The sequence below is a fragment of the Leisingera sp. ANG59 genome, from assembly GCF_013317235.1.
GTDB lineage: Bacteria > Pseudomonadota > Alphaproteobacteria > Rhodobacterales > Rhodobacteraceae > Leisingera.
This window is the reverse complement of record NZ_WLCM01000007.1, coordinates 53,298-78,888: the sequence shown is the minus strand read 5'-3', so window position 1 is coordinate 78,888 and position 25,591 is coordinate 53,298. Positions and strand designations below refer to the sequence as shown.

Here is a 25,591-nt window from a genome sequence, read left to right as displayed (position 1 = left end):
AACTGACCCACTCGAAGGGCAGCGCCCGGTCCGAGGGTGGGGGCGAAGCGCCCGCCCTTGGGGGCGGATCGGGCGCTGCCCGGCCTCTCGGCCGGGCGGGACTTTGGAAGGGGCAGAAACAGAAAACGGGGCCGAAGCCCCGTGTTGGAACCGTTGAATAGGTGTTTCCGCCGCAGAACACTCCGGTGCGGGCACGCAATTGGCTGCGCCAACCGCTTTCGCCCGCGCGCCCTCGGAAATGGACAGCTTCAGCTGTCCATTTTGAGGGCGGAAATGAACGCTTCCTGCGGGATATCCACCTTGCCGAACTGGCGCATCTTCTTCTTGCCCGCTTTCTGCTTGTCCAAGAGTTTCCGCTTCCGGGTGGCGTCGCCGCCGTAGCATTTGGCGGTCACGTCCTTGCGCAGCGCCGAGAGGGTCTCGCGGGCGATCACCTTGCCGCCGATGGCGGCCTGGATCGGGATCTTGAACATGTGGCGCGGGATCAGCTCCTTGAGCTTCTCGCACATCGCCCGGCCGCGCATCTCTGCCCGGTCGCGGTGCACCATGGTGGAGAGCGCATCCACCGGCTCGTCGTTCACCAGCACCGACATCTTGACCAGGTTGTCCTGGCGGTAGCCGGTCATCTGGTAGTCGAAGGAGGCATAGCCCTTGGTCACCGATTTCAGGCGGTCGTAGAAGTCGAACACCACCTCGTTCAGCGGCAGGTCATAGACCACCATGGCGCGGGAGCCGGCGTAGGACAGGTCCATCTGGATGCCGCGGCGGTCCTGGCAGAGCTTCAGCACGTCGCCGAGGTATTCGTCCGGCACCAGGATGGTTGCCTTGATGCGCGGCTCCTGGATGTGGTCGACCTTGGAGGGGTCGGGCATGTCGGCGGGGTTGTGCAGCTCGATCATCTCGCCGGGCACATTGTCCTTGCCCTTCATGTAGATGTGATAGATCACGCTGGGTGCGGTGGTGATCAGCTCGATGTTGTATTCGCGTTCGATCCGGTCGCGGATCACCTCCAGGTGCAACAGCCCGAGGAAGCCGCAGCGGAATCCGAAGCCGAGGGCGGCGGAGGTTTCCATTTCAAAGCTGAAGGAGGCGTCATTGAGCGCCAGCTTGTCGATGGCATCGCGCAGGTCCTCGAATTCGGCTGAATCAACCGGGAACAGCCCGCAGAACACCACCGGCTGCGCCGGTTTGAAGCCCGGCAGGGCCTTTTCGGTACCGTTGCGGTCGTTGGTGATGGTGTCGCCGACGCGGGTGTCGCGCACCTGCTTGATCGAGGCGGTGAGGAAGCCGATCTCGCCCGGGCCCAGCTCATCCACCACCTGCATGGCGGGACGGAACACGCCGATGCGGTCGACGTGGTGCAGGGTATTGTTCGACATGAACTTGACCCGCATGCCCTTTTTCAGGACGCCGTCCATGATGCGGACCAGAACGATCACGCCGAGGTAGCTGTCGTACCAGGAGTCGACCAGCATGGCCTTCAGCGGCGCGTCGCGGGTGCCCTGCGGCGCGGGCAGGTGCTGCACGATCGCCTCCAGCGTTTCGCGGATGCCCTGGCCGGTCTTGGCCGAGACCTGAATGGCGCCGGTGGCGTCGATGCCGATCACATCCTCGATCTGCTCCGCCACCCGGTCGCAGTCGGAAGCCGGCAGGTCGATCTTGTTCAGGACGGGGACGATCTCATGATCCGCATCAATCGCCTGGTAGACGTTGGCCAGCGTCTGCGCCTCCACCCCTTGCGTCGAGTCGACAACCAGCAGCGAGCCTTCGACCGCGCGCATGGAGCGGGAGACCTCATAGGCAAAGTCGACGTGGCCGGGGGTGTCGATCAGGTTCAGGACATAGGTCTCGCCGTTCTGCGCTTTGTAGTCGATGCGCACGGTGTTGGCCTTGATGGTGATCCCGCGCTCGCGCTCGATGTCCATGGCGTCGAGCAGCTGTTCCTTCATATCGCGGTCCTTCACCGTTCCGGTCTCCTGGATGAGCCGGTCAGCGAGGGTGGATTTGCCATGGTCGATATGGGCGACGATGGAGAAATTGCGGATGTGAGCGAGGTCAGTCATGCTCAGGCATATGATTTGGATTCGGGGTTTGGTCAAGCGGGCGCTTTGACTACCGCGAGCAATATTTTAGGAATCTGGCGCGGTGATGGATTTGAAGTCTTCCGAAACTGAGATGCAACTGGAAGACTGGTTAGAGTCAAAGGATGCCCGGACCTGCCACGCCTTGACCGCGCGATCAGCACTTCGCTGTCTGCCTATATTCATGAATCAAATGAGCAGTCGCAATTCCACTGAAGCAACACAAGAAGACCTTCTTCTTTGCTTTCGAGCAGTTACTATTGCTTGCAGCACGGGCACCTCCACAAGTGAAAAAACCAGCAAACTGCACAGAGCTTCAAGATCCGCAACTGATGAGATTGCAAAGCTTTCCTCAAGGCTATCGACAAGTACGGCGCAACCAGACTTGCAGCACACAGCTGAGGCCATATTTCATATGCTTTGGGCCCGTTCAGAGACCACCTCAGGCCCTATTTCCGCGCTAAAATGCATCCAGAACACCGCCCAAGCAATCTCCTTACATACCCAAGCCGGGGTATAAGCAAACCTACGCAGCGACAGAATTCGACACTCGCATTCTTGGGCATGATGATCCGTTAAAGCATGCCGGTACAAACGCCATTCCAGCTTTGGAAAACGTCTTCAATGCTCCATTGTGGCTAAGCGCCGGAGACGCCCAAAACGTGCAATGAATGTGGAAGCGCTTCTGGAAAACCTTCAAAAAAACCAACGAATGGAGCTACTGGTGTGCTTGGTACCAGAGCTACTTCTCCGGCAAACCGCTTGACTGGGACCTCCAGCGGCGCGTGGCGCTGATCGACGATGACATACGGGACGCAGGCCACAAAGCCGTCGCCAAGGAAATCGAGCACATCCGCAGCCTGTTTGAGCTGGAGCAGGAAGTCGCCCGCCTCAAGGAACAGCTTGCCGCAGTTGAACGAACACCCGTTGCCGCTCTGATCGGCGACAACGGCGGGCCGCCGCTGGAGGATGCTTCGGCGCGTGCAATGCAGGCCGACCTCGCGCTGATCTGGAAACAGGTTGAGGAACTGGGAGAGGAGATTGCAAAACCTTCCCCCTCCCCTTCGCTGCTGGAAAAGATCGCCCAAGCCCTCTGGGACATTTCCCTGCGCATGGCCGCCTGCTGCGGGTCAGTTGCGGATGACATGATCCGTGAGGGTTCCAAGGAGTTCGCAAAAACCGGTGCAAAATGGACTGCAGGGGCGACAGCCGTCACGGTCACGGCACAAACTGAAAGTGTTCAATCCGTTGCCAAAGCCATTTGGACATTCATCAAGGCGCTCCAATAAGCTGACAGTTGGTTCCCCCCCGGCCGGCAGGCCGGAACACGCCTGACCTTCCCCCCCAGGGAAGGCGTGTTACGCCTCCCCTAAGGTCAGGCGCGTTCCTCAGTGGTTTACGCAATCGTTTCAGCCAAACTGACCCAATAGCGGCACTTTTAGCGGGCGCTACGCAGCCGACCGCGGTCGTGCGCTACCCTCTCCGCCAAGCGCCGAAACCCCGCAAATTCTCCCCGCCCCCTGCGCGGGCGCCCAAAATGCGCTATACTCCATGCGTACCGCGAGACGCGCGCCCCTTGGCGGGAGACACAAGCACAGGAGGACGATCCGCATGGATGCAATCAAAGCCGCTGAATATGCCCGCGCGCTCTACAGCGCGCATGGCGACAAGGCCGAGGCTGAGGCCGCGCAGAAAATGCGTGAGTGCGAAGAGGCCGGCAAGGACAGCGAGGCGGCAGACTGGAAGGCCGTGCGCCAGGCTGTCCGCGCAATGCGCGGACCGAACCAGACCTGAGCGAAACCAGCGCTGGAGGGCCGTGCCGCATGGCGCTCCAGCCCCCTTCATTCCCCGTTTACCACGATTGAAACGCGCCCCCGCTTTTGGCATACTGCGGCCAATTCCGCGGGCATCAGACCCGCTTGCCAAGAATGGGGCATGAGCAGATGAAACATTTCCTGACCACCGCGCTGTGCGCCGGCTTTCTGGCCGCACTGGCACCGGCGGGCGCCGAGGCCGGCGCCATTGAACGTGCCTGCCGCCAGTCGGACCGCACCGCGGCCTCGCCCGGCTTGTGCAGCTGCATCCAGCAGGCCGCCAACCGCAGCCTGACAGCCTCCGAGCGCAAGACCGTCTCCAAGTGGTTTGCCGATCCGCATCAGGCCCAGGTGGTGCGGCAGTCCAGCAACCGCAGCGACGAGCGGCTGTGGCTGCGCTACAAGGCCTTTGGCGACCACGCGGCGCGCAGCTGCGGCTGAGGCGGCGGCACAGCGCCAAGGTGATCGAGGGCGCCCCTGCGGGGCGCCTTTTTTCGGTTGGATCTCCGGTGCGTGAAGTGCCGCGCCGGAGCGCCATTTCAATTGATGCATCGGTACTGCGGCATTTTCGCAAGGGGGAAAGGCTGCGGCATTGCCACCCTTGACCGCGCAGCCTCAAACCGCAAAGAACGGCCTAAGGTATTGGAGCTGTTCATATGTTAATCAAGGGCGTTACCCTGCGCGGGCTGGAAGTGTTTGAGGCCCTGGCCAAAACCGGATCGGTGGCGCAGGCCGCCGAGATGACCGGCCTCAGCCAGCCCGCGGTCAGCCAGCAGATGCGCAACCTGGAAAAGGCGCTGGACAGCGAGCTGATCGACCATGGCCGCCGCCCGATGGTGCTGACCGCCGCCGGGCGCAGCTTCCTGGCCCGCACCGAGGCAGTGCTGGGCGAGCTGCGGCTGGCCCAGAGCGAGCTGACGGTGATGGACCTCACCCACCTGCAGGCGCTGTCGATCGGTCTGATCGACGATTTCGACAATGACCTGACGCCGCGGCTGGCCACCATCCTGGCCGACAGCCTGACCCAGTGCCGGTTCAAGATGATCACCGCCTCCAGCCACGACGTGGTGCGGGCAATGGAAGCCCGCGAGCTGCATATCGCCATTGCCGCCACCGCCGGGGGCTTGCACGAGGGGCTGGTGGAATACCCGCTGGTGCGCGATCCCTTCATCCTGGTGGCGCCGCGCGGCACGGTCTCAGACGCGGCGCAGGCGGCGGAGCAGCTGCAAAGCCTGCCCTTTCTGCGCTATGCCCGCGAGCAGCTGATCTCGCAGCAGATCGAGGGGCTCTTGAGCCGCCAGAAGCTGGAATTCGAGAACCGCTTCGAGGTCGGCTCGCATCTGGCGCTGATGGCGATGGTGGCGCGGCGGATCGGCTGGGCGATCACCACGCCGCTGGGCTATATGCGCGCCGGCCGGTTCCACGACCAGATCGATGCCTTCCCGCTGCCGTTCGGCGAGATGTCCCGCACGATCTCGCTGTTCACCGCCGCCGACTGGGCCGACCGGGTGCCGCGGGACGTGGCAGAGACCGTGCGCCGCCTGGTGCAGACCCAGATGATCGACCCGGCGGTGCAGCAGCTGCCGTTCCTGGCCGGCGGCTTCCGGGTGATCGCTGACTAAGTCAGAGTGCGGTTTTCAGCCCTCTCGCTGCCGCCTCGATCAGGTCGAGGCAGCCGTCGAAATCGCGGGTGTAATAGGGATCGGGCACATGGTCCGCGCCGGTTTCCGGCGCATAGCCCGTGAACAGATGCACCGGGGTCTCGCTGCCTGAGGGGCGCAAGGCCTCGATGTCCTCCAGGTTGCTGGCATCCATCGCGATGATCAGGTCAAAGGCCTCGAAATCGCCGCGCCGGAACTGCCGCGCGCGCAGGTCGGAGATGTCCAGCCCCCGCGCCCGCGCCGCCGCCTGCATCGGACCGTAGGGCGGCTCTCCAACGTGGTAGGAGGCGGTGCCTGCACTGTCGGTCTCGACCTCGGGACAGAGCGCGCGGAACACGCCTTCGGCCGCCGGGGAGCGGCAGATGTTTCCTAGGCAGACAAACAGAATACGGGTAGGCATTGGGTCATGGCTCCTGCTGGACAGGGCCAGTGATAGGAGGTTCTGCAGCGATGGGAAAGAGCAGCCGGAAGATCGTGATCCTGACCGGCGCCGGGATTTCTGCTGAAAGCGGGCTGGCCACCTTCCGCGACGAGGGCGGCCTCTGGGCGCAGCACCGGATCGAGGATGTGGCAACGCCGGAGGCGTTCGCGCGCAACCCGGACCTGGTGCACGGCTTCTACAACGCGCGCCGCAGGCAGGCGGCAGGGGCAGCGCCCAACCCGGCGCATCAGGCGCTGGCGCGGCTGCAGGCGGACCATCCGGGCGAGGTGGTGATCGTGACCCAGAATGTGGACGGGCTGCATGAGGCCGGCGGCGCGTCCCGCGTGCTTCATATGCACGGGACGCTGGCGGGCGCGCTGTGCGGTGCGTGCAGCCACCGCTGGGCTGCGCCAATGCAGATGCAAACCGGCCAACCCTGCCCCGCCTGCGCGGCGCCTGCGGGGCGGCCCGACGTGGTCTGGTTCGGCGAGATGCCGTATTTCATGGAGGAGATTTATGCCCATCTGGCCGGGGCGGATCTGTTTGCCGCCATCGGCACCTCGGGCGAGGTTTATCCGGCGGCGGCCTTTGTCGACGAGGCGCATCTGGCGGGCGCCCATACGGTGGAGCTGAACCTGGAGCCCTCCGCCGCCGCCTCCCGCTTTGCAGAGCGCCGCTTTGGCCCGGCCAGCGAGACCGTGCCTGCCTGGGTGGCGGAGCTGCTTACCTAGCCCCAAGCGGCAAAAAGCCCGCAACAGGGCGGGCTTTGGGCGCGAAGGAGGGCTGCAGCGCGGCCTGACGCCGCGCCCGCCCTGCCCTAGCGGATCAGTTGGAATAGCCGGAATGGTCGCCGTGGCCCTCGGCCTTACGCTCCAGATCCACCGGCACTTCGATCTCGACCTCGCCGGCCTTCTCAAACACCAGCGTAACCTTCACCACGTCGCCGTGGTTCAGTTCCTGGTTCAGGCCCATGAACATGATATGATCGCCGCCGCGCATCAGCATGTGGGTTTCGCCTGCCGGCACGGCAAAGCCTTCCTCCACATGCATCATCTTCATGACGCCGTCATCGCCTTCCTTGTGGGTGTGCAGCTGCACCTTGGCGGCCACGTCGGAACGCACGTCGATCAGCTGATCGTCGGCTTCGCCCTTGTTCATGATCTCCATGAAGGCCGCACCGGCCTTGGCTGTGGGCGAGGATACCCGCGCGTACTGGCCGTGCACCATGATCATGGCATCGCCTGCAAAGGCGGAGGTGGCAAAGGCAGCGGCAGCAGCGGCTGCAAAGACAACAGACTTCAGGGACATTTTCTGTCTCCTCTCAGTGGATGTTCAGTTTTCAAATGGGTGGTTTTCTTGGCCGTCAGACGGCGGCAGGAGGTGCGCGGGCGGTGGCGCGCAGGACATCCTGCGCCGAAGCGAGCGCAGCCTGCTGCCCTGCCGTCACTTCGCTGCAAGCCGCAGCCGACAGCACCAGCCCCGCAGGCTGCGCCACCGCGTCCAGCACATGCATCACGCAGTCGGGGCAATTGTGCGGCGGCTTGGCCGGCTGGCCCTCGCTGTCGACATAGACGGTGACAGGGCCGGTGCCGGTGCAGATCACCATCCGGCCGGCGGCATCGCGCTCCCCCTGCCGGGCGGCAGCGCTGTGGGCGGTCAGAGCGACGGTCAGGGCCAGGAACAGGCCAAGGCATATGCGGAAGGCGGGTATCATCACAGGCAGGTATGCCCCCAAGGCGCACGGCCTGCAAGACCCGGCTCTGCGGCAGATTGCGCAAACGCAAACACCGCGCAGGGTTGCCCCTGCGCGGTGTGTGTAATCCGATCCGGTGAAGGGATCAGGCCAGGAATTTAAGCCTGTGCGGCTTGTGCCTTGGCGATCTCTTTCTTCACTTTCAGCGCGTTTGCCGACAGCTCTTCGTCCTTGGCTTTGGCCAGGAACGCGTCCAGGCCGCCGCGGTGGTCGACAGAGCGCAGGGCAGCTGCGGAGATGCGCAGCTTGACGCCACGGCCCAGAACTTCGGACTGCAGGGTCACGTCGTTCAGGTTGGGCAGAAAGCGGCGCTTGGTTTTGTTGTTGGCGTGGCTGACATTGTTGCCAGTCATCGGGCCTTTTCCGGTCAGTTCGCAACGGCGCGACATATCTTCATCCTTCGTTTTTGGAGGCTCCGGCAGTCCGGCGCCAAATCACAAGGGGCGCGGCCATTGGCTGCGCCCGAAAACTGGTCCGCTGCTCTTACGCTCAACCGGCAACAGCGTCAAGTGATTCAACTCAGCTTTCTTGCCGGGCTTACTGCACCCTTTTTCCGCCTGCTGCAAGGGGCCTGCGGCACCCGCTGCTGCGGTCCTGCCGGCGCCGCCTCAGGCCGCGCCCAGCGCTTTCAGCATGATCCGCGCCGCCTCGCCCGGGCTTTTGCCGCCCTCGGCCACAGTTCCTGCCAGTTCCGCCATCTGCGCCTTGGCGTCCGGTGTTTCCAGCCGCGCCAAGAGCGCCTGGCGCACCTCCTGGTCAAACCAGTAGCAGGACTGGTCAGCGCGGCGGCGGTCCCAGTGGCCGTTCTCCTTGCGCCAGGCGGTCAGCGCCTGCATTTCTTCCCAGGCCTTGTCCAGCCCGTGCTCTTCAACAGCTGAGACCATCAGCGCCTTTGGGAAGCCCTCCGGATCCTGCCGGCGCTTGCGCAGCAGCCGCAGCGCACCGGCGTAATCGGCGCAGGTGCGGGTGGCGACGGGTTTCAGCGGCCCGTCCGCCTTGTTCACCAGGATGAGGTCGGCCATTTCCATGATGCCGCGCTTGACACCTTGCAGCTCATCGCCGCCGGCAGGCGCCAGCAGCAGCAGGAACAGGTCCGACATTTCCGCCACCACGGTTTCCGACTGGCCGACGCCGACGGTTTCGATCAGCACCACGTCGAACCCGGCCGCCTCGCATAAGGCAACCGCCTCGCGGGAGCGGCGGGCAACGCCGCCCAGGTGGCTCTGGCTGGGGGACGGGCGGATGAAGGCATTGCGCTCGCGGCTAAGACGCTCCATCCGGGTCTTGTCTCCCAGGATCGACCCGCCGGAGCGGGCGGAGCTTGGATCGACGGCCAGCACCGCGACCCGCAGTCCAAGCCCCGTCAGCATCATGCCGAAGCTTTCGATGAAAGTGGATTTGCCCACGCCGGGCGTGCCCGACAGGCCGATGCGCAGCGATTGGCGCTTGTGTTTTGCCAGCTCCGACAGCAGTTCGCCCGCATTGGCACGGTGATCCTCGCGGCCGCTTTCCACCAGGGTAATGGCCCGGGCCAGCGCCCGGCGGTCGCCATCGAGGATCTTCTGAGTCAGCTGTTCGGTGTCCATGCGTGTCTTCCTGATGTGTTGGGCGGACCTTGGCGCAAGCCGTGCCGCAAAGTCCAGCCCCTGCCGTCTGGCGGGCACCCTACATCAGCGGGCGCTGCAGGAAAGGCGGCAAATCCGCCGCGCTGAATGCGGTTTGCGCAGTGAAAGAAATGCATTCGAGCGCACCCCCCCCGACAAGGACTGCCGTGACTGTCCCGCCCGGCTGCAAGCCGGGCTGCGCCGGCCCGCCCCCATGGGGCGGCGCATTGGCACCACCCCGCGGGCCTTTGCAACCCTCCGCATTCTGTCAACAAACTCCTTCTCATGACACCGCTAGACCTCCCCCTCCGCTTTGGCGATAAGGCGGGAATGACCAGATTGCCGATCGAAGACGCCCTCCCCGACCTGCTGGACGCCCTGCGCGCCCGCGGCCGTGCCGTGCTGCAGGCGCCGCCCGGTGCGGGCAAGACCACACGGGTGCCGCTGGCGATGCTGGAGGCCGGGCTGACAAAGGGCCGCATCGTGATGCTGGAGCCCCGCCGTCTCGCCGCCCGCGCCGCTGCCGAGCGGATGGCGGAGACACTGGGCGAGAAACCGGGCCAGACCGTCGGCTACCGGGTGCGCGGCGACGCCAAGGTGTCGAAAGCCACCCGGATCGAGGTGGTGACCGAAGGCATCCTGACCCGGATGCTGCAATCGGACCCGGACCTGCCCGGCGTCGGCGCGGTGATCTTTGACGAATTCCACGAGCGCTCACTGAACGCCGACCTGGGTCTTGGCTTATGCCTGGAGGTGGCAGGGGCGCTGCGCGACGACCTGATACTGCTGGCGATGTCGGCGACGCTGGACGCCGGGCCGGTTGCGGCGCTGATGGACGCGCCGATGGTCACGTCCGAGGGGCGCAGCTATCCGGTGGAGACCCGCTGGCTGGAGCGCCCCCTGCCCGCGCGAGGACACCGCGCGGATGCGCTGGCGGATCTGGTGGTGCAGGCAGAGAAGGAAACCCGCGCCGCCGGACCCGGCAATGGCGGCGGCATCCTGGTGTTCCTGCCCGGCGAGGGCGAAATCCGCCGCGCTGCTGGTGCACTGGAAAAACGCCTGCCCGGCCACTGCCATATCCGCCCCTTGTTCGGCGCCCTGCCCTTTGCCGAGCAGCGCGCAGCGATCCAGCCGGAACCGCAGGGCCGCAAAGTGGTGCTGGCGACCTCGATCGCTGAGACCTCATTGACCATTCAGGACATCCGGGTGGTGGTGGATATGGGCCAGGCACGGCGGGCGCGGTTCGATCCCGGCTCCGGCATGTCGCGGCTGGTGACGGAGAAGGTCACCCGCGCCGAGGCCACCCAGCGCCAGGGCCGCGCGGGCCGGGTGGCGGAGGGCATCTGCTACCGGCTGTGGACCAGGGGCGAGGAAGGCGCGCTGATGGGTTTCCCGCCGGCCGAGATCGAAAGCGCCGACCTCACCGCGCTGGCGCTGGAGCTGGCGCTGTGGGGCGCCGCGCCCGAGGATCTGATGTTCCTGACCCAGCCGCCTGCGGGGGCGCTGGCGGAGGCCCAGACGCTGCTAACCATGCTAGGCGCGCTGGATGCGCAGGGGCGGATCACCAAGCATGGCAAGGCGCTGGCCGCCCTGCCGCTGCACCCGCGGCTTGGCCATATGCTGCTGCAGGCAGGCCCTGCCGCTGCACCGCTGGCCGCGCTCTTAGGTGAGCGCGACCCGCTGCGCGGCGCGCCTGCGGACCTCTCTCTGCGGCTGAAGGCGCTAAAAGACCCTAAGGGGTTTGCACGAAATCACCCCTATCAGCTGAACCGCCCGGTGGTGGAGCGAATCAAGAGCGAGGCGCGGCGGCTGGAGAAACAGGCAGGCCGCCGCGATGCCGGCCTGTCGCCCGCGATGATGGCAGCCCTCGCCTATCCCGACCGCGTCGGCCAGCGCCGCAAGGGCGATACCCCGCGGTTCGTGCTGTCCGGCGGCAAGGGGGCCGTTCTGGACGGCGGCGATACGCTGGCGGGGGCGCCCTTCATCGTGGCGCTGGACACCGACGGCAACCCGCGCGAGGCCAGGATCCGGATGGCGGCGCAGATCTCCTTGGCCGAAATCCGCGAGCTGTTTGCCGATCAGGTCGCCTGGGAAGACACCTGCGAGTGGTCCAAGCGCGACCGCCGGGTGGCGGCGCGCCAGCAGGAGCGTTTTGGTGCGGTGGTGCTGGACGACCGGATCTGGAAGGACGTGCCGCCGGACGCGGTGGCGCAGGCGATGCTGGACGGGGTGCGCGACCTGGGCCTGCGGCTGTCAGGGGCGGCCGCGCGGCTGGCGGCGCGGGTGGAGCTGGTGCGGGCGGAAGGCCATGATCTGCCGGACTTCTCCCTCTCCGGCCTGACGGAAACGCTGGAGGACTGGCTGCTGCCAATGCTGGACGGGGTGAAATCCGCCGAGGATTGGAAACGCTTCGACCTGCTGCCCGCGCTGAAGGCCGCGCTGAGCTGGGAGCAGACGCAACTGCTGGACCGTGAGGCGCCGGGCAGCTTCATCACCCCGCTAGGGCGCAAGATCCCGATCAGCTATGACGGCGAGATCCCGGAAATCTCGGTCCGCCTGCAGGAGATGTTCGGGGTGACCCGGCATCCGTCCGTGGGCGGGGTGCCGCTGAAGGTGTCGCTCTTGTCGCCGGCCCAGCGCCCGATCCAGATCACCCGCGACCTGCCGGGCTTCTGGGCCGGCTCCTATGCGGATGTGAGGAAGGACATGCGCGCCCAGTACCCCAAACACCCCTGGCCAGAGGATCCGACGCAGGAAGACCCGACGCTGCGGGCGAAACGCCGCAAGTGAGCGCCCGCAGCGCGCCGCAGGCGCGCTGCCCGGCCCAACCGCCGGCACTGCATCCTTGATGCTTTGACGCGCGGGCGGGAGCCCTGCCCTCGACGGCCTGCCGCCCGCGCGCATCACCTTGCACCCCCGGGCAATCAGGCGTAGATTCCCACAATTGCACACATAAACACGGGATCTTCCCCAACAACAAAGGCTGAGCACCCATGACAAGCCCGCTGACCCGCGCCTGGAACGAGATCATCAAACCGATGCTGCAGCGCCCTGCCCGCGTGCAGGTCGCCGCGCTGTGCTACCGCATGGGCGCGGACGGCAAAGAGGTGCTGATGATCACCAGCCGCGGCACCGGGCGCTGGATCCTGCCCAAGGGCTGGCCGGTCGAGGGCAAGGACGGCCCGGCCTCAGCGCTGCAGGAAGCCTGGGAGGAAGCCGGCGTCAAATCGGCCCGCATCACGCCGCAGCCGATCGGCGAATACCACTTCACCAAACGCCACGACAACGGCACCGAAGAGCCGGTGACCACGCTGATCTTCGAGGCCGAGGTGGAGCAGTTGGAAGACGATTACCCGGAATCCGCAGAACGCACGCGGCAGTGGATGAAGCCCGCGGAAGCGGCCGGGCTGGTGCACGAGCCGCAATTGCAGACCGTTTTGCGCCAATTGTAAAAGTTATGTGACATTTTCATGTCAGAAGCTTGAACCGTTTCCTGAGCGGGGGTAGGCGCGTGCGCAGACTCCGGAATCAGGAAAGCGACGATGAGCGACACAGATCAGCGCCCGCAATGGAACACGCTGGATAAGGATCTGAACAGGATCTCCCAGCTGGAGCTGGCGACCAGCTATGCCTCCCGCCCCTTGGTGGCGCCAGGCATCGCGCTGGCCTTCATCGTGGTGGCAGGCCTCGCCGCCGGCGTCTTCTTCGGCGGCTCAGCGATGAGCATGGTGGTGATCGCCGCCGCGGCGTTCGGCGCCTATATGGCGATCAACATCGGCGCCAACGACGTCGCCAACAACATGGGCCCGGCGGTGGGCGCCAACGCGCTGACCATGGGCGGCGCCATCGTGATTGCCGCCATCTGTGAAAGCGCAGGCGCCCTGCTGGCGGGCGGCGATGTGGTCTCGACCATTTCCAAGGGCATTATCGATCCCGCCGCGGTGTCCAGCAGCAGCATCTTCATCTGGGCGATGATGGCGGCGCTGATCTCCTCGGCGCTGTGGGTGAACCTGGCAACCTGGGTCGGCGCGCCTGTGTCCACCACCCACTCCGTCGTGGGCGGCGTGCTGGGCGCCGGCGTGGCCGCCGCAGGCACCGCCGCAGTGAACTGGCCCACCATGGGCAAGATCGCCGCCAGCTGGGTCATTTCGCCGGTGCTGGGCGGCATCATCGCTGCACTGTTCCTCGCCTTCATCAAGGCCAAGATCATCTATCAGGACGACAAGATCGCAGCCGCGCGCCGCTGGGTGCCGGTGCTGGTCGGCATCATGGCCGGCGCCTTTGGTGCCTACCTGGCCCTCAAAGGCCTGAAGAAGATCATCAAGATTGACCTGCAAACCGCGCTGCTGATCGGTGCCGGCGTCGGGGCCGTCTCCTATGTGATCACCGCGCCGCTGATCAAGCGCCAGTCCGAGGGCATGGAGAACCGCAACAAGTCGCTGAAGGCGCTGTTCGGCCTGCCGCTGGTGATCTCCGCGGGCCTCCTTTCCTTTGCCCATGGCGCCAATGACGTCGCCAATGCGGTCGGCCCGCTGGCCGCCATCGTGCACGCCACCGAGTTCGGCGATTTTGCCGCCAAGGTCGCAATCCCGACCTGGGTGATGGTGATCGGCGCCTTCGGCATCTCCTTCGGCCTGTTCCTGTTCGGCCCCAAGCTGATCCGCATGGTCGGCAGCCAGATCACCAAGCTGAACCCGATGCGCGCCTACTGCGTGTCGCTGTCCGCCGCCATCACCGTGATCGTGGCCAGCTGGCTGGGGCTGCCGGTCTCCTCCACCCATATCGCGGTGGGCGCGGTGTTCGGCGTCGGTTTCTTCCGCGAGTGGCACATGGAGCGCCGCCTGAAGAAATCCGCCGCGGGCCGCCCGGAGGCCAAGCGCATCGCGCCGGAGGAACGCCGCCGCCGCAAGCTGGTGCGCCGCAGCCACTTCATGACCATCGTGGCTGCCTGGGTGATCACCGTTCCGGCCGCCGCGCTGCTGTCCGCGGTGATCTACCTGCTGCTCAACACCTTCGTCGGCTGACCCTTCAGGCAAACGCAAAACCCCCGCGCCGTCCGGCTGCGGGGGTTTTTCTTTGCCTGAAGGGTCAGCCCCTAGAACCGCTCGACCCAGGGCCGCAGCACCAGCTCGTCGCTCCAGGCGGAGCGGTGCTGGCAGATCAGATGCATGTATTCCCGGGCGATGGCGTCGGGGTCGAGCATGCTGTCGGGATTGTCCGCGGCCTCGACCCGTTCCGGCCGCGAGGCATTGCGGATGCCGCCGTCGATGTTGACCCAGGCCACATGGATGCCCTTGGGATGCAGCTCCCGCGCCATGGATTGCGCCAGGCCGCGCTGCGCGAATTTGCCCATGGCAAAGGGCGCGGAGTGCGCGAACCCCTTCACCCCGGCAGAGGCACCGGTGAACAGGATGGTGCCGCGCCGCCCGTTTTCCGGCTGCTGCGACAGCATCCGTTTGGCCGCCGCCTGGCCGAGCACAAAGGCGCCAAAGGCCGTGATCTCCACCGCCTTGCGCACCGCCGCCGGGTCCAGCTCTGCCACCGGGCCGCGCAGCCGGGCCGAGGGGTTGTAGCAGGCCACCCTCAGATCGCCCGGCAGACAGTCTATGAGCGCCGCGGTTCCCTCGGCATCGGTGCCGTCCAGCACGTGCAGCTCTGCCCCGGATTCCGCCGCCAGCAGCTCCAGCTTGGCGGTATTGCGCGCTGCCAGATGCAGCACATAGCCCGCGCCGGCCAGCTGCCGGGCAAAGGCCGCGGACAGGCCGGTCCCGGCCCCGACGATCAGCGCCTGCGGTGTTGCGGATGTTCCGTCCATGATGCACCTCCCTTGCTAAACAAGGAAATGCTGGCGGCAATCCGGTGCCGGCACAAGGGGTAATGGGAGCCGGCCGTGGCTGGCGGCCTTGTCAGGCCTCTGCCCCGGCGGGCAGCTGCGCAAGCACATCCGCCGCCGTGACCACCTTGCCAAAGCCAGCGTGAAGGGCCGACAGGGTGACCTCCAGAACGGTCCCTGCGTCCAGCATGCCGCCGTTGCGCGCGGGCATGTCAAAGGCGATCAGCGCGTCCTCCGCGACCTCGACGCCGAACCCCAGATTGGCGGCAGAGCGCGCGGTCGAGTTGACGCAGAACGCCGCCACGCCGCCAACGATCACCAGCCGGGTGATACCCGCGTCCCGCAGATGGCGATCCAGCCCGGTGCCGCAGAACCCGGAAGAGCCGGTTTTCCAGAACACCGCCTCCCCCGCCTGCGGCACGGCGCAGGGCAAGGGCTGGCCGCTGGGCAGATCGCGGCGGAACTTGCTTTCGGGGCGCGGATCGTCATGCATCACATGCACCACCGGCAGCCCCGCCGCACGGAACGCCGCGGCCAGGTCTGCCACCACCTCTTCCGCCTGCGGGTTGGCCTGCGGACGGCCCGAGGCGGCCACATTGGCCATCTCCTGCTGCATGTCGACGATCAATAGGGCGGAGCTGCGGTCCATGGGAAAATCCTTGCGGTGAAATCCATGGCAGAAGGTTTGCCGATCACGGCGGCAAGGGCCAGCGCAAAAGCCGGTGCCCCCGCGTCACGGGCGCTGTCCGCATGAAAAAGGCGCGCATCAGCCCCGGCTGCGCGCGCCCTTCCAAATCAAATACCGCCTGCGGCTCAGCCGCCCATGCACCAGCGCATGATGGCCTTCTGCGCGTGCAGACGGTTTTCCGCCTCGTCGAAGATCACCGACTGCGGCCCGTCCATCACGGCGCTTGTCACCTCCTCCTCGCGGTGGGCCGGCAGGCAGTGCATGAACAGCGCATCCGGTTTGGCATGCGCCATCAGCGCATCGTTGACCTGATAAGGGCGCAGCATGTTGTGGCGGCGCTCTTTCGAGGACTGGCTGTCGTGCATCGACACCCAGGTGTCGGCGACCACCAGGTCGGCGCCTTCCACGGCCTTGGCCGCATCGCGCTCGACCACGATCCTAGAGCCCGCCTTGCGCGCCAGCCCCATGAACTCCTCCTCCGGGTCCAGCTGCGCCGGCCCGGTGAAGGTGAGGTCGAAGCCGAACTGGCCGGCCGCATGGATGAAGGAGGCGCAGACGTTGTTGCCGTCGCCGCACCACACCACCTTCTTGCCCTTGATCGGGCCGCGGTGCTCCTCGTAGGTCTGCACGTCGGCCATGATCTGGCAGGGGTGGGTGCGGTCGGTCAGGCCGTTGATCACCGGCACGTCCGAGTATTCCGCCATCTCGGTCAGCACGGTCTCGTCAAAGGTGCGGATCATGATCATGTCGACATAGCGGCTGAGCACCCGTGCGGTGTCGGCGATGGTCTCGCCATGGCCCAGCTGCATGTCCTTGCCGCTGAGCACCATGGTCTGGCCGCCCATCTGCCGCACGCCGACATCAAAGGACACCCGGGTCCGGGTCGAGGGCTTCTCGAAGATCAGCGCCACCATCCGGTCCTTCAGCGGCAGCTCATCATCCAGCGCCGCCTTGGGGCGGCCCAGGCGCGCCTGCTTGGTGGCTTTGGCCTGGTCGATGATCGCCCGCAGGTCTGCGGGGTCGGTTTTATGGATATCGAGGAAATGGTTCATGGTCGTATCGCTTTGTTCTGGCGAAGGCCGGGGGCTGCCTGCCCCCGGACCCCCGGGAGTATTTCTGCAAAGGTGAAGATCAGGCCGCGGCGACCTGGGCGGCGGTTTTTTCAAGGCGGCTGGCGGCCTCGGCGATGTCCTCGTCCGTCAGGGTCAGCGGCGGCAGCAGGCGGATCACATTGTCCGCAGCCGGCACGGTGATCAGCTCGTTGTCGTAACCTGCCTTCACCACGTCGGCGTTCGCCGCGGCGCACTTGAGGCCCAGCATCAGGCCCGCACCGCGGACCTCCTCGAACACCTCCGGATGATCGGCCACCAGCCCCTCCAGCTTCTGCCGCAGCAGGCCCGCCTTACGGTTCACCTCGGCCAGGAAAGCCTCGTCGGCAATGTGATCCATCACCGCGCAGCCCACCGCGCAGCCCAGCGGGTTGCCGCCATAGGTGGAGCCATGGGTACCCGCGGTCATGCCGCTGGCCGCATTTTCGGTCGCCAGCACCGCGCCCAGCGGGAAGCCGCCGCCGATGCCCTTGGCCACCATCATGATGTCCGGGGTGATACCCGCCCATTCATGGGCAAACAGCTTGCCGGTCCGCCCGACGCCGCATTGCACCTCATCCAGGATCAGCAGCAGGCCATGCTCATCGCAGATTGACCGCAGCGCCTTCAGCTCTGCGTCGGGGACCGGGCGGATGCCGCCCTCTCCCTGCACCGGCTCGATCAGGATCGCGGCGGTTTTCTCCGAGATGGCATTGGTCACACCGTCTAGATCTCCGAAGGTCAGATGCACGAAACCGGGCAGCAGCGGGCCGAAGCCCTTGACCATTTTCTCGGAGCCCGCGGCGGCGATGCCCGCGGAGGAGCGGCCGTGGAAGGAGCCGTCGAAGGTGATGATCTCCACCTTCTCCGGCTGCCCTTTGTCGTAGAAATACTTGCGCGCCATCTTCACCGCCAGCTCGCAGGCCTCGGTGCCGGAGTTGGTGAAGAACACGGTGTCGGCAAAGGTATGCTCCACCAGCTTGTCCGCCAGCGCCTGCTGCTGCGGGATCTGGTAGAGGTTGGAGACATGCCACAGGTTCTGCGCCTGCGATGTCAGCGCCTCGACCAGCGCCGGATGGGCATGGCCCAGCGCGTTCACCGCGATGCCCGACCCCAGATCCAGAAAGCGGCGCCCGTCCGCCGTGGTCAGCCAGGCGCCTTCGCCTTTGACGAACTCAAGCGGTGCACGGTTGTAGGTCGGCAGAACGGACGGGATCATCGGGATCATCCTTTTCAAAGGTGGAAGCCAAAGCTGTGACGTAAGCCTGGCCTTGGGTCAACGGTGGATCAATGGATTGCAGATGGGGGATGTGCTGCACGGCAGGCACATTAGATCAAGGGCCGGTCACGCCAGGCGGCGTCGGCGTCGCGAAACGGGGGTATATGCGCGTTTGATCATAGGCGGGTTCCATAGTGGAGGTTTCAGGGAAAGAAAACCCCTTTTGTGCAGCCCGCCCCGCCGTTTCGCCGCGGCCCTCCGCCCGGATCCTTCTTCTTTGCTGAAATACTCCGGGGTGAATTGGCCGCCAGGCCAAGAGGGGCAGCGCCCCTGCCATGCTGTCACTTTGCGTCACCGGCCGGCCCCTTTCCCCTTGCATCCCGCGGCGGCTTGCCGCACCGCTTGTGCCATGAGCATCGCCACACCGCAGAACCCGGCCCTGGCCGCCGCCCTGATCCTGGCGGCAACCACATTCATTGCGGGCACCACCCTGATGGCCAAGGCGCTGGGAACCGAGAGCCTGGGCGCGCCGCTGCACCCGCTGCAGATCAGCCACGGGCGCTTCCTGTTTGCCTTCATGGCGATTTCAACCGCCGTGCTGATCCTGCGCCCGCGCTTCATCCGCCCGCACTGGGGCTATCACATCGGGCGCACCACCTTCGGCTGGGCCGGGGTCACGCTGATGTTTGCCTCGGTGGCCTATATTCCGCTGGCCGATGCCACCGCGATCACCTTCCTGAACCCGGTCTTCGGCATGCTGCTGGCGATCCCGCTCCTGGGTGAACGGGTCGGCCCCTGGCGCTGGGGCGCGGCGCTGGTTGCGATGATCGGCGCGATGATCCTGCTGCGCCCCACCCCTGCCAGTTTTCAGCCCGCCGCACTGCTGGCCCTGGGGGCGGCGGCGGTGATGGGGCTGGAGCTGATTTTCATCAAGAAGCTGGCGGGCCGCGAAGGGCCGCTGCAGGTGCTGTGGTTCAACAACCTTTTGGGGATGATGATTGCCAGCTGCGCGGTGCTGCCGGTCTGGCAGATGCCCAGCCCGGCGCAATGGGCAGCGCTGGCGGCGCTGGGCCTCCTGATGGCCTGTGCCCAGGCCTGTTTCATCAACGGCATGGCGCGGGCCGATGCCTCCTTCGTGGCACCGTTCAGCTATGCCACGCTGGTGTTTGCCGCACTTTACGACTTCCTGGGCTTTGGCGCGGTGCCGGACGCCATCTCCTTCCTCGGTGCTTGCATCATCCTGGCGGGCGCCGCCATTCTGGCCTGGCGCGAAGGCCGGGTGCGGCCGCCTGCAGGCCGCGCGGCGGCTGCGGTGAAATAGCCCGCGCCCGAACCGTCCCCACGAAAAGTTATTTCATTCCAATGGCCCGGCGGCGACGCCGAGGTCGAAAACCGGCAATTTCCGCCTGCCCGGCGCGCCACCCTGCCTGTTAGCAGGACAGGAGAAAACAGATGCACGAAAGGCGAATCCCCGATTGGCTGCGCCACACGCCGATGCCCTCGGTCCGGGATTTCGGGATCCTGGCGGGGCTTGAGGCAGTGGTGCGCGGCATCCTGATTTCGGTGTTTCCGCTGATCATGTACCGGGCGCTGGGGGATGCCGGGCTGGTCTCGGCCTCCTATTTCGCGGTTGGCATCCTGTCGCTGCTGGCCGGGCTGATGGTGCCCGCGCTGATCCGGCTGGTGCCGCGCCGCTGGGCCTACAGCCTGGGCGCCCTGATGTTCGTGGCCTCGGCAGCCCTGGCGATCGAAGGCAGCCCCGCCTCGGTGCTTGCGGCGCTGGCGCTCAACACGGTGGCGGCGGTCACCACCTTCATCTGCTTCAACGCCTATGTGCTCGATTATATTTCCCGGGTCGAGCTGGGCAAATGCGAGACCTCGCGCATGTTCTATTCGGCGCTTGGCTGGACCGCCGGGCCGATGGCCGGCGTGCTGCTGCTGGAGGTCTGGGCGCCCGCCCCCTTCCTGATCTCCGCCGCGGCGGCGCTCATGATGCTGGCGGCCTTCTGGTGGATGCGGATGGGCAACGGCAAGCAGATCGCCCGCGCCCGCGGCCCGGCCTCCAACCCGCTGAAATACCTGCCGCGGTTCCTGGAGCAGCCGCGGCTGATCACCGGCTTCCTGTTTGCGGTGATCCGCTCCTCCGGCTGGTGGATCTATGTGGTCTACCTGCCGATCTTTGCCATCGAAAAGGGGCTGGGGCAGGAACTCGGCGGCATCCTGCTGTCAGTGACCAACGCCAGCCTGTTTGCCGCGCCGCTGCTGCAGCGCTGGGTGCAGCGGCATTCGATCCGCTTCGCGGTGCGCACGGGGTTTCTGGCCGTTACGGCCTGTTTCGGCGCCGCAGCAGCGCTGCAGGGCTGGCCCGATGTCTCCGTGGCCTTGCTGATGGCCGGGTCCGCGGCGCTGATCCTCTTGGATATCTGCGGCGGGCTGCCCTTCCTGATGGCGGTGAAACCCTCGGAGCGCACCGAGATGTCGGCGGTCTATTCCAGCTACCGGGACATCTCCGGCATCCTGACGCCGGGGGCCGCCTGGCTGGTGCTGATGGTGTCGCCGCTGGCCGGGATCTTTGCGGCGGGGGCCGCGGCGGCCGCCTATGCCGCGCTGCTGGCGGGCAAGCTGCATCCGCGGCTGGGGCGCAAGAAGCTGGAGTCCCCGCCCGCGGACGGCGCGCTGCCTGCGGAATAGCGGCGTCAGGGTTTCAGCCGGTAGCCGGTGCGCAGCATCCCCCAGGCCAGCAGGCAGACGGCAAAGGTGGCGCCGCTGCACACTGCCAGCCCCAGCAACGGCGGGCTGTCGGAGGTGCCGATCACCCCGAATCGCACACCGTCGATCAGGTAGAACACCGGGTTCAGGTGCGAGATCACCTTGAGAACCGGCGGCAGCGCCTCCACCGAGTAAAAAGTGCCGGAGAGGAAGGCCAAGGGCGTCACGATAAAATTGGTGATCGCCGCCATCTGGTCGAACTTGTCCGCGAACACGCCGGCGACGATGCCCAGGCCGCCCAGGAACGCCGCCCCCAGCACGATGAACAGCAGCGCCGTTACGGGATGCGCGGGCACGATCTGCAGCACCGCCATCAGCCCCAGCCCGATGCCCAGCGCCACCAGCGTGCCGCGCGCCACCGCGCCTGCCAGATAGCCCAGCAGGATCTCCAGCCCCGACAGGGGCGGCATCAGCGTGTCGACGATATTGCCCTGCACCTTGGCAATAACGATGGAGGATGAAGTGTTTGCAAAGGCGTTCTGGATCACCGTCATCATCATGATGCCCGGCGCCAGGAAGGTCAGGAAGGGCACCCCCATCACGTCGCCGCGCTTCGGCCCGATGGCGATGTTGAAGATCATCAGGAACAGCGCCGCGGTCACCAGCGGCGCCAGCAGGGTCTGGGTCCAGACCGCCAGGAACCGCTTCACCTCGCGCCAGGCCAGCGCCTTGAGCCCCAGCCAGTTCACCCGCCCGAAGCGGCGCGCGCCCAATTCCACCTGATAGCCCTGGTCTGCCATGCTGCCCCCTGAATTTCCTTGGCCTGACTGCATAACGGCTGAGGCAATAGGCGCAAGATGCCTTGTAACTCCGCCCGCAGTGATTAGAATAGGGCGATCACACGGAATATGATGGCGGCCGCAGAACCCCTGGGGCCGCTATTAGCTTGGAAAGGCAACAGATGTCCTGGACAGACGAGCGCGTCGAACTGCTCAAGAAAATGTGGGGCGAGGGCCAGTCGGCCAGCCAGATCGCCAAGGAACTGGGCGGCGTCACCCGCAACGCCGTGATCGGCAAGGTGCACCGGCTCGGCCTGTCCAACCGCAACAGCGGCGGCGCCAAGGCGGCCGAGCCCAAGGAAAAGCCGGCAGCAGCCCCCGCGGCCGCCGCGCCGAAACCTGCCGCAGCAGCCAAGCCCAAGCCGCAGCCCAAGACCGAACCGGCCCGCCCGGCCGCGGCGCAGCCGGCAGGGGACGCCAAGCCCGCAACGCCTGCCCGCCGCCAGATCATCCCGGCCGGCCAGCCGCTGCCGCCGCAGCCCTCCGCCAATGAAATCAGCCCCGAGGCGCTTGCCAAGGTCAATGAGATCGAGAAGAAGGCCAAGAAGCTGGGCCTGATGGAGCTGACCGAGCGCACCTGCAAATGGCCGGTCGGCGACCCGGCGACCGAGGACTTCTGGTTCTGCGGCCTGCCCGCCCAGCAGGGCAAGCCCTATTGCGAGGCGCATGTGGGCGTGGCGTTCCAGCCGATGTCGTCGCGCCGCGACCGCCGCCGCTGAGGTCCGGCACGCTGCCAGCAAATATCAGCCCCGGGCCTGGTAAAGGCGCCGGGGCTTTGCTTTTGCGAGCGCCTCAGGGGTGCATCCGGGCGCCCTTGGTGATCTTGTCGGCCGCCTTCCGTTCTGCCCGCAGAGCCAGGCCAACGATATTGAGATCCGCCGCCGAATATTCCGCTACCACGGCGCGGTTGGCCGCGTCATGGCCGGTGGCAAACATCTCTTCGGTATACAGCGCAACCTCAGCACCGCGGGACAGCGCCCGGCCGTGGATGGTTTTCAGCTTGCCCGCGTCTGCGGCCAGCACGATCATCGGCTGAATGGCCAGCGGCGCATAGCGGTTGCCGTCCCTGTCCAGATAAGGCTCCCCGATTAGATCCGGGCTGGCACCCGCCAGGCCGGTGGCCAGAAAGGCGGTAACGTTCAGTTTCTGCCACGCGGCCAGATCCTCGCGCACCACAATGGCGATCTTGGTATCAAACATCCTGTGCGCCCTCCGGACTGCCGCCCTGGCGCTGGGGCAGCAGCCGCCTGGGCTCGGCAACGGTCAGGCCGCTGACCGCATCGCCGGTGTTCAGGGTTCCCGCCGGTTCGAACATCAGCACCACCGGCGCTTCGCTCAGGGCGCGCGGACGGTGCTCCACCCCGCGCGGCACCAGCAGGAAATCCCCGGCGCCCAGCTCCACCGCGCCGTCGCGGAAATCAATCGCCACCGCGCCGCGCAGCACCAGAAACGCCTCATCCTCTGCCGGGTGGGCATGCCAGTCGAATTCAGGGCCGAACTTGGCCACCTTGACCTGGCTGCCGTTCACATCGGCCACGATATGCGGATCGAAGGTGCGGGTAATCTGGCGGTCCGCCGCAGCCAGGATATTGAGTTTTGCCGGGGGCATTCACGGGCTCCTTATTGCGTTTCCGGGGCCAAAGCCCCAGTTTGCTGCATGAATTGCGCATCCCGGCCCCCAGGCCGGACCGCGCGCCAACCGGAATTGTTATGGCAAAGCAGCCCCCGCAGCGTCTTGAACGATCGTGCAGAAAAGACTGGCTGCGCGAGGCCCCCGGGCAGGAAGGGCTGGCGCGGATCGAGGCCTTTTTCGGCGGCCATGCCTATTCGCTGCACCGGCATGACACCTATGCCATCGGCTACACGCTGCAGGGGGTGCAGAGCTTCCGCTACCGCGGTGCCCGCACCGACAGCACTGCCGGGCGGATCATGGTCATTCACCCGGACGAGCTGCATGACGGCCAGGCAGGCTGCGAGGATGGCTTCCGCTACCGGATGATCTATGTCGCCCCAGCCATGATCCGGGCGGCGCTGGGGCCGGAGGCCGCCGCCCTGCCCTTTGTCAGGGACGCCGTGTTTTCCGACCAGCGGCTGCTGCCGGCCTTGCATGCCGCCTGCGGCGACCTGAGCCGCCCGCTGGAGCCGCTGGAGCAGGATCAGGCGATTGCGGTGCTGGCCGAAGGCCTGTTGTGCCATGACCGCTCTGCCCGGGGGCGCCCGCGCAAGCGGCCGGACCTGCGCGCAATGGAACGGGCCCGGGATTTTCTTGAAGCCCATGCTGAGCGCACGGTCCGCTCCGAAGAACTGGAGGAGGTCTGCCAGCAGGACCGCTACAGCCTGGCCCGGCAGTTCCGGGCTGCCTACGGCACCAGCCCCTACCGTTACCTGACCCTGCGCCGCCTGGACCGCGCCCGCGCCGCAATCTCACGCGGTGCAGCCCTGGCTGAGGCCGCGGCCCTTGCCGGTTTCAGCGACCAGGCGCATCTCACCCGCCAGTTCCGGGCCGCCTATGGCATGGCCCCCGGTGCCTGGGACCGCCTTGCACGGGCGCCGGGGCCGGTTTCCGTGGCGTGAGACAGGAGCGGCGGCAAGGCAAACCCGATTGCAAGGCGCATTTGGGCGTGGTGTTCCAGCCGGTGTCCGCGCGCCGCGGCTGAGCGCATCCGGCGGCTGGAAATATTGAAAGTGTCCGCAGGGGCGCCTTTTTCTTGTTCGGCCTCAGCCGCAAGCCCAGACACAGCAGCTGCAGTGCTCCGCCTCCCGGGAACACTCAAAAAAGTGTATCATAGCAAAGTCCGCCACCGCCCTGGCGGCGGCGGGCCTGACACAGCGAGGAGGCCAACATGAAACGCACAGCATCCGCGGCCTGCGCCGCCCTTGGCGCAGCGATTGCCCTGTCTCTTGCTCCGGCATCAGCCGACACCGTATCGGAACCGGTTCTGAAGACTGAGCTGGAAGGTATGCCCGGAACCGAAGCCAATATCGTTGTCTTCGACGTGGACCCGGACTGGGAAACCGAGCATCATTACCATCCAGGGCACGTCTTCGTCTATGTGATCGAAGGAACGGTGAAGATTGATGTCGACGGGGAAGACCCTGTCGAATACAGCGCCGGCGAAGCGTTTTATGAAAGGCCGAACATCAGCATGGTCGGCTCAAACGCCAGCACCTCGGAGCGGGCCAAGATCGTTGTCTTTCAGGTCGGAGAGGCCGGCAAGCCGCTGATGGTGGCCAACTAATCCGCCTCCCCCGCACCGGCCCGGGACCGGACGCCGCCCTTGCTGCCTGCGCAACCGGGGCGGCGACAGCGGATCTGTGCCGTCAGTTGGCAACCGGCCCTTCGGAGGTGAATTTCGGGATCACGCTGTCCGACGCTGCTTTCCCCTCGATCCCCGGCCAGTTGCTTTCGGCCAGGGTGATATTGCCGGGGATGTCCTCTTCCCAGAAGCCGACCACGACGTCGGTGATGTTGAGGTACAGCTTGTCATCGACGATGCGCCACAGGTTCGGGTTGGCCGGCACCTTGCCGCCCTTGGAGACGCCATAGGCGCAGTGGCCGTCATACTGCGGCGCGTAATAGGCCGGGTTTTCCAGGAATTTGTCGCGGTTCTCAGCCGAAGCGAAGGCCCAGGTTGCGCCGTTGTAGTCCGCGGTGAACGCGGTGCTGCCGCGCACCGGGGCGGTCTGCGGCGTGCCGACCGGGCTCATCTCCAGACTGCGGTAGGCCACCACGTCATAGCCGGAAACCGCATAGCCGGTGCCGTCGACATACTGCTCGCCGGCAAAGGCCGGCAGGGCAAAAGACAGCGCTGCCGCAGCAGCAAAAACAAGACGCTTCATGAAATCATCCCTTTCCTCGGTGATCGCTTCAACTTGGGCAC

At 66.0% G+C, this 25,591-nt stretch carries 27 protein-coding genes; 13 read left to right on the top strand and 14 right to left on the bottom strand.

What is annotated here, in order from left to right:
* Positions 1 to 248: 248 nt before the first annotated feature.
* Complete coding sequence (lepA, locus tag GKC28_RS08765) at positions 249 to 2,063, bottom strand: translation elongation factor 4 (protein WP_174146528.1); 1,815 nt, start codon at positions 2,061 to 2,063, stop codon at positions 249 to 251.
* 689 nt (positions 2,064 to 2,752) lie between these two features.
* Here lepA and GKC28_RS08760 point away from each other — a divergent pair.
* The 4 genes from GKC28_RS08760 to GKC28_RS08745 all read left to right on the top strand — a co-directional run bounded on the left by GKC28_RS08760 (position 2,753) and on the right by GKC28_RS08745 (position 5,517).
* Positions 2,753 to 3,370 (top strand): hypothetical protein, encoded by a 618-nt coding sequence (locus tag GKC28_RS08760; RefSeq protein ID WP_174146527.1) that lies wholly within the window; start codon positions 2,753 to 2,755, stop codon positions 3,368 to 3,370.
* 322 nt (positions 3,371 to 3,692) lie between these two features.
* Positions 3,693 to 3,875: a hypothetical protein gene (locus GKC28_RS08755; protein WP_174146526.1), complete on the top strand. Its 183-nt coding sequence runs from the start codon at positions 3,693 to 3,695 to the stop codon at positions 3,873 to 3,875.
* A 149-nt stretch (positions 3,876 to 4,024) separates the two neighbouring features.
* On the top strand, positions 4,025 to 4,336 hold the full coding sequence (locus GKC28_RS08750) for a hypothetical protein (protein WP_174146525.1): 312 nt from the start codon (positions 4,025 to 4,027) through the stop codon (positions 4,334 to 4,336).
* Between the two features lie 215 nt (positions 4,337 to 4,551).
* Positions 4,552 to 5,517 (top strand): LysR family transcriptional regulator, encoded by a 966-nt coding sequence (locus GKC28_RS08745; RefSeq protein ID WP_174146524.1) that lies wholly within the window; start codon positions 4,552 to 4,554, stop codon positions 5,515 to 5,517.
* A 1-nt stretch (position 5,518) separates the two neighbouring features.
* Here GKC28_RS08745 and GKC28_RS08740 read toward each other — a convergent pair whose 3' ends face one another.
* A complete protein-coding gene (locus tag GKC28_RS08740) occupies positions 5,519 to 5,956 on the bottom strand; it encodes a low molecular weight protein-tyrosine-phosphatase (RefSeq protein WP_174146523.1) in 438 nt (145 codons plus the stop codon).
* A gap of 50 nt (positions 5,957 to 6,006) precedes the next feature.
* On the opposite strand from GKC28_RS08740, the gene GKC28_RS08735 reads away from it, so the two are divergent.
* The gene (locus GKC28_RS08735; RefSeq protein WP_174146522.1) at positions 6,007 to 6,708 is read left to right on the top strand and encodes an NAD-dependent deacylase; all 702 of its coding nucleotides are present in this window, start codon (positions 6,007 to 6,009) and stop codon (positions 6,706 to 6,708) included.
* 94 nt (positions 6,709 to 6,802) lie between these two features.
* On the opposite strand, the gene GKC28_RS08730 is transcribed toward GKC28_RS08735, so the two are convergent.
* The 4 genes from GKC28_RS08730 to meaB form a co-directional block, all read right to left on the bottom strand.
* Positions 6,803 to 7,285, bottom strand: coding sequence for a copper chaperone PCu(A)C (locus GKC28_RS08730; RefSeq protein ID WP_174146521.1), 483 nt, complete (start codon positions 7,283 to 7,285; stop codon positions 6,803 to 6,805).
* 55 nt (positions 7,286 to 7,340) lie between these two features.
* Complete coding sequence (locus GKC28_RS08725) at positions 7,341 to 7,691, bottom strand: hypothetical protein (protein ID WP_217434026.1); 351 nt, start codon at positions 7,689 to 7,691, stop codon at positions 7,341 to 7,343.
* Positions 7,692 to 7,828: 137 nt separating this feature from the next.
* Positions 7,829 to 8,119, bottom strand: coding sequence for a 50S ribosomal protein L28 (gene rpmB / locus GKC28_RS08720; protein ID WP_019296104.1), 291 nt, complete (start codon positions 8,117 to 8,119; stop codon positions 7,829 to 7,831).
* Between the two features lie 219 nt (positions 8,120 to 8,338).
* On the bottom strand, positions 8,339 to 9,316 hold the full coding sequence (gene meaB / locus GKC28_RS08715; RefSeq protein WP_174146519.1) for a methylmalonyl Co-A mutase-associated GTPase MeaB: 978 nt from the start codon (positions 9,314 to 9,316) through the stop codon (positions 8,339 to 8,341).
* 348 nt (positions 9,317 to 9,664) lie between these two features.
* Here meaB and hrpB point away from each other — a divergent pair, with 348 nt between their 5' ends.
* The 3 genes from hrpB (at position 9,665) to GKC28_RS08700 (ending at position 14,358) form a co-directional block, all read left to right on the top strand.
* Entirely contained in the window at positions 9,665 to 12,124 is a 2,460-nt protein-coding gene (hrpB, locus tag GKC28_RS08710; protein ID WP_174146518.1) for an ATP-dependent helicase HrpB, read from the top strand.
* A 203-nt stretch (positions 12,125 to 12,327) separates the two neighbouring features.
* Positions 12,328 to 12,786 (top strand): NUDIX hydrolase, encoded by a 459-nt coding sequence (locus tag GKC28_RS08705; RefSeq protein WP_174146517.1) that lies wholly within the window; start codon positions 12,328 to 12,330, stop codon positions 12,784 to 12,786.
* Between the two features lie 90 nt (positions 12,787 to 12,876).
* The gene (locus tag GKC28_RS08700) at positions 12,877 to 14,358 is read left to right on the top strand and encodes an inorganic phosphate transporter (protein ID WP_174146516.1); all 1,482 of its coding nucleotides are present in this window, start codon (positions 12,877 to 12,879) and stop codon (positions 14,356 to 14,358) included.
* Positions 14,359 to 14,429: 71 nt separating this feature from the next.
* On the opposite strand, the gene GKC28_RS08695 is transcribed toward GKC28_RS08700, so the two are convergent.
* The 4 genes from GKC28_RS08695 to GKC28_RS08680 form a co-directional block, all read right to left on the bottom strand.
* Positions 14,430 to 15,149, bottom strand: a complete 720-nt coding sequence (locus GKC28_RS08695; protein ID WP_174146515.1) for an SDR family NAD(P)-dependent oxidoreductase — start codon at positions 15,147 to 15,149, stop codon at positions 14,430 to 14,432.
* A 91-nt stretch (positions 15,150 to 15,240) separates the two neighbouring features.
* Positions 15,241 to 15,816 carry an isochorismatase family protein gene (locus tag GKC28_RS08690; protein ID WP_174146514.1) on the bottom strand — a complete coding sequence of 192 codons (576 nt, stop codon included), beginning with the start codon at positions 15,814 to 15,816 and terminating at the stop codon, positions 15,241 to 15,243.
* 164 nt (positions 15,817 to 15,980) lie between these two features.
* Positions 15,981 to 16,907: an ornithine carbamoyltransferase gene (argF, locus tag GKC28_RS08685; RefSeq protein ID WP_174146513.1), complete on the bottom strand. Its 927-nt coding sequence runs from the start codon at positions 16,905 to 16,907 to the stop codon at positions 15,981 to 15,983.
* A gap of 79 nt (positions 16,908 to 16,986) precedes the next feature.
* Complete coding sequence (locus tag GKC28_RS08680; RefSeq protein ID WP_174146512.1) at positions 16,987 to 18,162, bottom strand: aspartate aminotransferase family protein; 1,176 nt, start codon at positions 18,160 to 18,162, stop codon at positions 16,987 to 16,989.
* A 409-nt stretch (positions 18,163 to 18,571) separates the two neighbouring features.
* Here GKC28_RS08680 and GKC28_RS08675 point away from each other — a divergent pair, with 409 nt between their 5' ends.
* Positions 18,572 to 19,483 (top strand): DMT family transporter, encoded by a 912-nt coding sequence (locus GKC28_RS08675; RefSeq protein WP_174146511.1) that lies wholly within the window; start codon positions 18,572 to 18,574, stop codon positions 19,481 to 19,483.
* Positions 19,484 to 19,614: 131 nt separating this feature from the next.
* A complete protein-coding gene (locus tag GKC28_RS08670) occupies positions 19,615 to 20,853 on the top strand; it encodes an MFS transporter (RefSeq protein ID WP_174146510.1) in 1,239 nt (412 codons plus the stop codon).
* Between the two features lie 5 nt (positions 20,854 to 20,858).
* Here GKC28_RS08670 and GKC28_RS08665 read toward each other — a convergent pair whose 3' ends face one another.
* Positions 20,859 to 21,671 (bottom strand): ABC transporter permease, encoded by an 813-nt coding sequence (locus tag GKC28_RS08665; protein ID WP_174146509.1) that lies wholly within the window; start codon positions 21,669 to 21,671, stop codon positions 20,859 to 20,861.
* A gap of 161 nt (positions 21,672 to 21,832) precedes the next feature.
* On the opposite strand from GKC28_RS08665, the gene GKC28_RS08660 reads away from it, so the two are divergent.
* Positions 21,833 to 22,429, top strand: a complete 597-nt coding sequence (locus GKC28_RS08660; protein ID WP_174146508.1) for a GcrA family cell cycle regulator — start codon at positions 21,833 to 21,835, stop codon at positions 22,427 to 22,429.
* A gap of 73 nt (positions 22,430 to 22,502) precedes the next feature.
* Here GKC28_RS08660 and GKC28_RS08655 read toward each other — a convergent pair whose 3' ends face one another.
* Positions 22,503 to 22,910 carry a DUF2000 family protein gene (locus GKC28_RS08655; RefSeq protein WP_174146507.1) on the bottom strand — a complete coding sequence of 136 codons (408 nt, stop codon included), beginning with the start codon at positions 22,908 to 22,910 and terminating at the stop codon, positions 22,503 to 22,505.
* On the bottom strand, positions 22,903 to 23,319 hold the full coding sequence (locus GKC28_RS08650; RefSeq protein WP_174146506.1) for a cupin domain-containing protein: 417 nt from the start codon (positions 23,317 to 23,319) through the stop codon (positions 22,903 to 22,905). The genes GKC28_RS08655 and GKC28_RS08650 overlap by 8 nt, the downstream gene beginning before the upstream one ends.
* A 101-nt stretch (positions 23,320 to 23,420) precedes the next feature.
* Here GKC28_RS08650 and GKC28_RS08645 point away from each other — a divergent pair, with 101 nt between their 5' ends.
* Both GKC28_RS08645 and GKC28_RS08640 read left to right on the top strand, forming a co-directional pair.
* Positions 23,421 to 24,284: an AraC family transcriptional regulator gene (locus GKC28_RS08645; RefSeq protein WP_174146505.1), complete on the top strand. Its 864-nt coding sequence runs from the start codon at positions 23,421 to 23,423 to the stop codon at positions 24,282 to 24,284.
* A gap of 269 nt (positions 24,285 to 24,553) precedes the next feature.
* On the top strand, positions 24,554 to 24,949 hold the full coding sequence (locus tag GKC28_RS08640; RefSeq protein WP_174146504.1) for a cupin domain-containing protein: 396 nt from the start codon (positions 24,554 to 24,556) through the stop codon (positions 24,947 to 24,949).
* 82 nt (positions 24,950 to 25,031) lie between these two features.
* Here GKC28_RS08640 and GKC28_RS08635 read toward each other — a convergent pair whose 3' ends face one another.
* Entirely contained in the window at positions 25,032 to 25,550 is a 519-nt protein-coding gene (locus tag GKC28_RS08635) for a YHS domain-containing (seleno)protein (RefSeq protein WP_174146503.1), read from the bottom strand.
* Positions 25,551 to 25,591 lie beyond the last annotated feature (41 nt).